This window comes from Streptomyces sp. NPDC056527 (assembly GCF_042794475.1).
GTDB lineage: Bacteria > Actinomycetota > Actinomycetes > Streptomycetales > Streptomycetaceae > Streptomyces.
The window spans coordinates 1-6,918 of sequence record NZ_JBHTTQ010000185.1 but is presented as its reverse complement, the minus strand read 5'-3'; the positions used below and the strand labels follow the sequence as shown (position 1 = coordinate 6,918).

6 protein-coding genes are annotated in these 6,918 nt (G+C 74.3%); 4 read left to right on the top strand and 2 right to left on the bottom strand.

What is annotated here, in order from left to right; all coding sequences use genetic code 11:
• The first annotated feature begins 126 nt into the window (after window positions 1–126).
• Window positions 127–1,146: an NlpC/P60 family protein gene (locus tag ACFQ7Q_RS37115; protein WP_383563376.1), complete on the top strand. Its 1,020-nt coding sequence runs from the start codon at window positions 127–129 to the stop codon at window positions 1,144–1,146.
• Between the two features lie 41 nt (window positions 1,147–1,187).
• Window positions 1,188–2,417 carry a hypothetical protein gene (locus ACFQ7Q_RS37110; RefSeq protein WP_383563373.1) on the top strand — a complete coding sequence of 410 codons (1,230 nt, stop codon included), beginning with the start codon at window positions 1,188–1,190 and terminating at the stop codon, window positions 2,415–2,417.
• Window positions 2,418–2,442: 25 nt separating this feature from the next.
• Here ACFQ7Q_RS37110 and ACFQ7Q_RS37105 read toward each other — a convergent pair whose 3' ends face one another.
• The gene (locus ACFQ7Q_RS37105; RefSeq protein ID WP_383563370.1) at window positions 2,443–2,973 is read right to left on the bottom strand and encodes a PadR family transcriptional regulator; all 531 of its coding nucleotides are present in this window, start codon (window positions 2,971–2,973) and stop codon (window positions 2,443–2,445) included.
• Between the two features lie 93 nt (window positions 2,974–3,066).
• Here ACFQ7Q_RS37105 and ACFQ7Q_RS37100 point away from each other — a divergent pair, with 93 nt between their 5' ends.
• Window positions 3,067–4,413 carry an MATE family efflux transporter gene (locus ACFQ7Q_RS37100; RefSeq protein WP_383563367.1) on the top strand — a complete coding sequence of 449 codons (1,347 nt, stop codon included), beginning with the start codon at window positions 3,067–3,069 and terminating at the stop codon, window positions 4,411–4,413.
• Here ACFQ7Q_RS37100 and ACFQ7Q_RS37095 read toward each other — a convergent pair.
• Entirely contained in the window at window positions 4,352–5,614 is a 1,263-nt protein-coding gene (locus ACFQ7Q_RS37095; protein ID WP_383563364.1) for a glycosyltransferase 87 family protein, read from the bottom strand. The genes ACFQ7Q_RS37100 and ACFQ7Q_RS37095 overlap by 62 nt on opposite strands.
• A 92-nt stretch (window positions 5,615–5,706) precedes the next feature.
• Here ACFQ7Q_RS37095 and ACFQ7Q_RS37090 point away from each other — a divergent pair, with 92 nt between their 5' ends.
• Complete coding sequence (locus ACFQ7Q_RS37090) at window positions 5,707–6,849, top strand: glycosyltransferase family 4 protein (protein WP_383563361.1); 1,143 nt, start codon at window positions 5,707–5,709, stop codon at window positions 6,847–6,849.
• Window positions 6,850–6,918 lie beyond the last annotated feature (69 nt).

The window sequence follows — 6,918 nt, the reverse complement described above, 5'->3', positions numbered from 1 at the left end:
CGCCGGTGACCTGTGGTCTCCGGCGGGGCGTCACTTTGTGTGCCCGGCGCCTTCGTTGGACGCGGAGTGATCACCGGCTACTGTCTGCCGCGCCAGTCTGGGTAACAGCCGAACGGAGCGCGATACGTGGCGTCCCACCGACGACCCGTGAGGGTCACCGTCCTGACCGCCGCCGCGGCGACCGCCGCCACGGCCTTCGGTGCCGTCCCCGCGAGCGCCGACCCGGGCGGCGCCCCGGAGGCCGCCACCAAGGCCACGGTCGACCGGCTCTTCGAGGAGGCCGAGCGGGCCACCGAGGGGTTCAACAAGGCCGACGAGCGGGCGGACACGCTGCGCAGGTCGGTCTCCCAGGCTCGGGACGGCCTGGCGCGCGGCCAGGAGCGGATCAACCGGATGAGGGGCGCGCTCGGTTCGGTCGCCGGCGCCCAGTACCGCTCCGGCGGCATCGACCCCGCCCTCGCGCTGCTGCTCTCCTCCGACCCCGACTCGTACCTCGACCGGGCCTCCGTGCTCGACCGGGTCGCCGCCCGCCAGGGCATGGCGCTGGGGCAACTCCAGGCCGAGCAGCGGCGGCTGAACCAGAAGCGGACCGAGGCCGGCCGGCTCCTCGCCGAACTGGAGCGCAGCCGGACCCGGGTCGCCGAGCACAAGCGCACCGTCGAGCGGAAGCTCGCCGAGGCCCGCCGGGTCCTGGCGTCCCTGAGCGCCCAGGACCGCGCGGAGTTCGACCGGGACGCCCGGACCTCCCGCTCCGGCCGCGAGGAGGAGCCGCCGCCGCTCCCCGACCTCGGCCCGGCCTCCTCCCGCGCCGCCGCGGCGGTGATCGCGGCGCGCAGCGCGATCGGGATGCCCTATGTGTGGGGCGCGACCGGCCCGCGGGCCTTCGACTGCTCCGGCCTGATGGTGTGGTCGTACCGGCAGGCCGGGATCAGCCTGCCGCGGACCTCCTCCGCGCAGCGGTACGCGGGACGGCGGGTGCCGCTCTCCCAGGCGCAGCCCGGCGACCTCGTCACGTACCGCAGCGACGCCAGCCATGTCGGGATCTACGCCGGCAACGGGCAGGTGATCCACGCGCCGTACCCCGGGGCGCGGGTGCGCTACGACCCGGTGGGGATGATGTCCCACGCGACGGTGACGCGAGTCTGACCCGTACGCCTGCGCGTACGCGTGCCCGTACGATCGAGGGCGTGGCAGGTCAGGGGCATGGAGGGGCGCGTCGGGCGGCAGTCGGTCTGCTGGCCGGCCTGCTGACCCTCGCCGGGTGCGCGTCACCCGAGCCTCCCGATGCCGCGCCCCAGGAGATCCAGGCCCTCCTCGACCGGCATGCGCGGGCGCTGCTCGCCAGGGACGAGGCGGCCTACGCGGTCGGGCTCGACCCGACGCGCGCGTCCGCCGCCATGAAGGAGTTCGACCAGCTCGCCGAGGTGCCGCTGGCCTCATGGGGCTACCGGCTGAAGGACGTCGATCGGCAGAGCGGGGACCGGGCGGGCGGCGGCCGGGCGACGGTCCGCGCCGACCTGACCTACCGGGTCGCGGGCTATGACTCCGGGCCCGTCACCACGGAGCGCGTGCTCGACCTGACCGAGCGGGACGGCCGCTGGTACGTGACCGGCGACCGGCCCGGCGAGGGCGCCGCCCAGCAGCTGTGGCAGCAGGGCGACGTGGAGGCGGTACGCGGCGCGCGCAGCCTCGTCCTCGGCGTCGGGCAGCCGGAGGAGCGCCTGCGGGCGATCGCGGCGGCGGCCGACCGGGCGGTGCCCGCGGTCTCGGCGGCCTGGTCCCCGACCTGGGCGGGCCGGGTCGTGGTGCTCGTCCCGGCCTCGCTGGACGCCATGGGCGGGCTGCTGGGGGCCCCGGCGGCCTCGTACCGGGGGATCGCGGCGGTCACGACCGGGGAGGTCGGCGGCGGGCCGGACGCCCCGGCGGACCGGGTGATCGTCAACCCCGAGGCGTACGGGGTGCTCGGGGACTTCGGCCGGCAGGTCGTCCTCACCCACGAGACGACGCACGTGGCCACCCGCACCGCCACCTCGGCGGCCACGCCCGTGTGGCTGTCGGAGGGCTTCGCCGACTGGGTCGCGTACCGGGGCACGGGCCGCACGGCCGTCCAGGCGGCTCCGGAACTGCGCCGCGCGGTCCGCGCAGGTGACGCCCCGGCGGTCCTCCCGGACGACAAGGCCTTCGCCTTCGGCGGCGACGCGGACGCCCTGGCGCGGGCGTACGAGGGCGGCTGGCTGGCCTGTGAGCTGATCGCCGAGCGCTGGGGCGAGGCGAAGCTGACGGCCTTCTACCGCGCGGTGGGCGCCCACCCGGGGCGCGAGGGCGCGGTGGAGAAGGCGCTGGCCGAGACCCTCGGCACGACCCCGGACGAGTTCACCGCGGCCTGGCGGGCGTTCCTGCGGGACCGGCTGGGCTGACCGGCGGGGCCGCCGGTGCCGGCTGTCAGGGCTCGGGGTCCAGTTCCGCCAACGCCTCCGTGAGCCACTGCTTCTCCGCGGTGCCCGTCGCACGGGCGATGCGCAGCATGCCCTGGCGGAAGAGGTCCGGCTCCTCCTCGGCGCGCACCGGCGCGCCGTCCTTGTAGAAGAAGCTGGCGGGAGTGTCCAGGAAGGCCTGGCGGCGACGGAGGACGGCCGCCTGGGCCGCGCGGTCCGGGAGCAGGCCCAGGAAGGACAGCAGGGTGAAGAAGCGCTGGCCGTCGGTGATCTCGCCGTCCTTGGGGTCACGGAGGCGGGCGAACAGCTCCGCCCGGCCCTCGGCGGTCAGTGACAGCGTCCGCCGCGGGGCCGCGCTCGTGCCCGGTTCGGTACGGCGCTCGAGCAGCCCCGCCTTCACCATGCGGGTGATCGCCGGGTAGAGCGCGCCGTCGCTGACCGGGCGCACATGGCCGCTCAGCCCTTGGATGCGGTCCTTCAGCTCGTATCCGTGCAGCGGCTTCTCGTACAGGAAGCCGAGGATCGTCAGCTCCAGCACCCGCTCCTCCTTCTCGCTTGTCCCGGACCCGGCGCCATGCTACCTCTTATCGAGCTACCTCGAATCGAGGTAGCTCGCTTCGAGGGGGAGTCGATGACACACCGCCGCACACTCGTCCGGCTCGCGTACCCCGTCTACGGCGAGCTCCTCGCCGCGGTCGCCGCCGGGATCATCGGCATGCTCTGGGTGGCCCGCCTCGGCGGCGACGCCGTCGCGGCCGTCGCCGTGGCCACCAACGTCGAGAACGTCGCTCTCGGCATCGTGCTCATGGCAGGCTCCGGCACCACCGTCCTGGTGGCCCGCGCCCGAGGCGCCGAGGACCCCGGCGCCGTGCGGGCAGCCGTACGCGGCGGACGGCTGCTCGGTGCGCTGCTCGTCCCGCCCGTGGCCCTCGGCGGCTATCTGCTGCGCGAACCCCTCGCGGGGCTCGTCCTCGGCTCCGCCGACACCCCCGCCCGTGCCCTCGCCGCCGCCTACTTCGCGATCTCGCTCCCCGGCACGGCCGTCTTCTTCGCCCTCACGGTCCTCGACGGCATCCTCAAGGGCGCGGGCGACACCCGCACGCCGATGCGGCTCGCCTTTCTCGCCAACGGACTGATCCTGGTCCTCGACCCGCTGCTCATCCACGCGTACGGAGTGCGGGGCGCCGCCCTCGCCACCGTCGTCGGCCGCACGGTCGCCCTCGGCGCGGGACTTCTCGCCCTGCGTCGCAACCCGCTCCTGCGGGCCGCGCGGGCCGCCTCTCCCTCGGAGGGGACGGTCGCCGCCCTGCGCCGTACGGTCGCCACCGGGCTGCCCATGTCCGTCGACTTCGTCGTCCGGATGCTGGGGGCCCTCGCCCTGGTCGCCGTCGTGGCCCGGCTCGGTGTCACCCAGGTCGCCGCGTACGGCATCGCCACGAAGGCCATGTACGTCGCCACCATGGCGTTCTACGCCGTGCGCCAGGCCGCGGCCATCCACACCGCGCATCTGCTCGGGTCGGGCCACGACGAGCGCCGGGCCGTCGGCCGGCAGGCCCTGTTCCTCGGGGGAGTCCTCGGTACGGCCGCCGCCGCTCTGCTGTTCCTCGTCGCCGGCCCGGTCATGCGCGGCTTCGGCGCGGAACCGGACGTGGTGGCCGCCGGAGCGCTCTTCCTGCGCTGCCTGGGCCCCTATCTGGTGCTGATGGCCGGGTTCATCGCCCTCGCCGGGGTCTTCGAGGGCAGCGGCGACAGCCCGCGGCTCGCCGGGATCACCATCGCCGGCGTCCTCGTCCAGCTGCCTCTCGCGTCTGCGCTCTCGGGCCTGGGGCTGCCCGGAATCTGCCTGGCCATGGGTCTCGCGATGGGGGCGCAGTGCGCGGCCCTCGGGGGCCTGACGCGTCGCCGCACTCGTCCGCTCAGGCGACGGGCAGCCGCCTCGCCCGCTCGGACTGCTGAACCGGAATCTTCGCCGGGATGAGACGCGGCTCCGTCACCGTCTGCCGCCACAGGACGCGGCAGGCCGAGACCGACGCGGCGACCAGCAGCCCGTTCCGTATCAGCAGCAGACCGATGCCCAGCGGATCGCTGTCCGTCACGTGGGAGAACCACACCGGGAACTCGAACTGCGTCACCGCCGTCGCCCACACCACCAGATGCGCCGGCCGGCGCATCCGGCTCGTCCGGTAGGCCAGGCACACGGCGGCCAGACCTATCAGCCAGATCATGTACTGGGGGCTTATCACCCGGCTCGTGGTGGTGAACAGCAGCACCGCCACGAACGCCACGTCCGCCGGCGTCGACGTCGTGAACGCACGCGCCCGTATCCGCCACACCAGCAGCCAGCCGAAGGCGGCGATGGTCAGGGCCATCGCCAGGGAGGAGACGGTGGAGACGTACGGGCCGAGGAACTCGATCGAGCCGTAGTTCATCCGCGCCTCGCCCTCCCAGCCGAGGTGCCGGGCGACATGGAAGAGCATCGCGCCCAGGGACTCGAGCTCCAGCCCCCGGTCGCGCTGGAAGGTCAGGAAGGCCAGCGCCCCGGGCGCCGCGAGCACGCACAGGAGCAGCAGCCCGGCGGCCGCGCCCGCCGCCGTCGACCACGAGCGGAAGGTGGCACGGCCGCGCGGGGTGCCGGCGAGCAGCAGCGCGGGCCAGACCTTCAGCATCGCCCCGAAGCCGGCCAGCGCGCCGAGCACCCGTGGACGGGAGAGCCCGGCGAGGAGCGCGGCCACGGCGACCGCGGTGACCATCAGGTCGTACCGGGCGTAGGCGGTCGGGCCGAGCAGCGGCACGCCCGCGATCCAGATCCACGCGCCGCGCGGGCTGCGGCCCCGGCGCTTCCCCGCGTACATCAGCAGACCGAAGACGACCGCGTCGCAGAGGAACGCGAGCACGAAGAAGGCGGCGGAGTAGCCCAGGAACGGCAGCAGGGCGGGGGAGAGGATCGCCAGGGCGGCGAGCGGCGGGTACTGCCAGGTCACGTCGTCCAGCGGATACGTGCCGGTCTTCAGGACCTCGTACCAGCCCTGGTAGATCTGCTCGATGTCGCTCGTGACGTCCGGCCCCGGGACGGTGACGACCTTGAAGACACAGAGGAGCAGGATGATCCGGGTGAGTCCCCAGAGGAGGACGGGGTTTCTTCTCGCGCGCTCGGCAGCCGTACCCAGTACGCCCGTCATTCCTACCTCGTCCATTCCAGTCGGTCGGTCGGTCCGCGCCTGCGGAGGGTGTGTTGCCGGGCGGGGGGTGCGGTCACGTACATTCGGCGACGATGCACAAGACCCTGATCGTAACCAACGACTTCCCGCCCCGACCCGGTGGAATCCAGGCGTTCCTGCACAACATGGCGCTGCGCCTGGATCCCGAGCGGATCGTGGTCTACGCCTCCACGTGGAAGCGCAGCCGCGAAGGGATCGAGGCGACCGCCGCGTTCGACGCGGAGCAGCCTTTCACGGTGGTGCGCGACAGCACCACCATGCTGTTGCCCACACCTCGGGTCACCGCGCGGGCGACCGCGCTGCTGCGTGAGCACGGCTGTGAATCCGTGTGGTTCGGGGCGGCGGCGCCGCTCGGCCTGATGGCCCCCGCCCTGCGCCGTGCCGGTGCGCGGCGGCTCGTCGCGACGACGCACGGGCACGAGGCGGGGTGGGCCCAGCTGCCGGCGGCGCGACAGCTCCTGCGCCGGATCGGCGAGGGCACGGACACCCTCACGTATCTCGGCGAGTACACGCGCTCGCGGATCGCGGCGGCGCTGACGCCCGAGGCGGCCGCGCGGATGGTGCAGCTCCCGCCAGGCGTGGACGAGAAGACCTTCCACTCGGGCTCGGGCGGCGAGGCGGTACGGGAGCGCCTCGGGCTCAGCGACCGGCCCGTCGTCGTGTGCGTCTCGCGGCTCGTGCCGCGCAAGGGCCAGGACACGCTGATCCGGGCCATGCCCGAGATCCTGCGCCGGGTGCCGGACGCGGTGCTGCTGATCGTCGGGGGCGGCCCGTACGAGAAGGACCTGAAGTCCCTCGCGGCGACGACCGGGGTGGCCGATTCCGTACGCTTCACGGGCGCGGTGCCGTGGGAGGAGCTGCCAGCCCACTACGGCGCCGGAGACGTCTTCGCCATGCCCTGCCGGACCCGCCGCGGCGGACTCGACGTGGAGGGCCTCGGCATCGTCTACCTGGAGGCCTCGGCCACCGGCCTCCCGGTCGTCGCCGGAGACTCGGGCGGCGCACCGGACGCGGTCCTGGACGGTGAGACGGGCTGGGTCGTCCGCGGTGACGCCCCCGCGGAGTCCGCGGACCGCATCGCGACCCTCCTCCTCGACCCCGAGCTGCGCCGGCGCATGGGAGAACGGGGCCGCGCCTGGGTCGAGGACCGCTGGCGCTGGGACCTCCTCGCGGAGCGCCTGAAGGAACTGCTGTAGGACCCGGCCCCGCCCCGTGGGGCCCGGGCGCCCAGGACCCCGCACACGGAGACGGGCCCCGCGGAACGC

Bases quoted from the DNA above. Each gene is read 5' to 3' on its own strand.
- ACFQ7Q_RS37100 (WP_383563367.1), top strand. From the start codon at position 3,067: ATGACACACCGCCGCACACTCGTCCGGCTCGCGTACCCCGTCTACGGC.
- ACFQ7Q_RS37095 (WP_383563364.1), bottom strand. From the start codon at position 5,614: ATGACGGGCGTACTGGGTACGGCTGCCGAGCGCGCGAGAAGAAACCCC.
- ACFQ7Q_RS37090 (WP_383563361.1), top strand. From the start codon at position 5,707: ATGCACAAGACCCTGATCGTAACCAACGACTTCCCGCCCCGACCCGGT.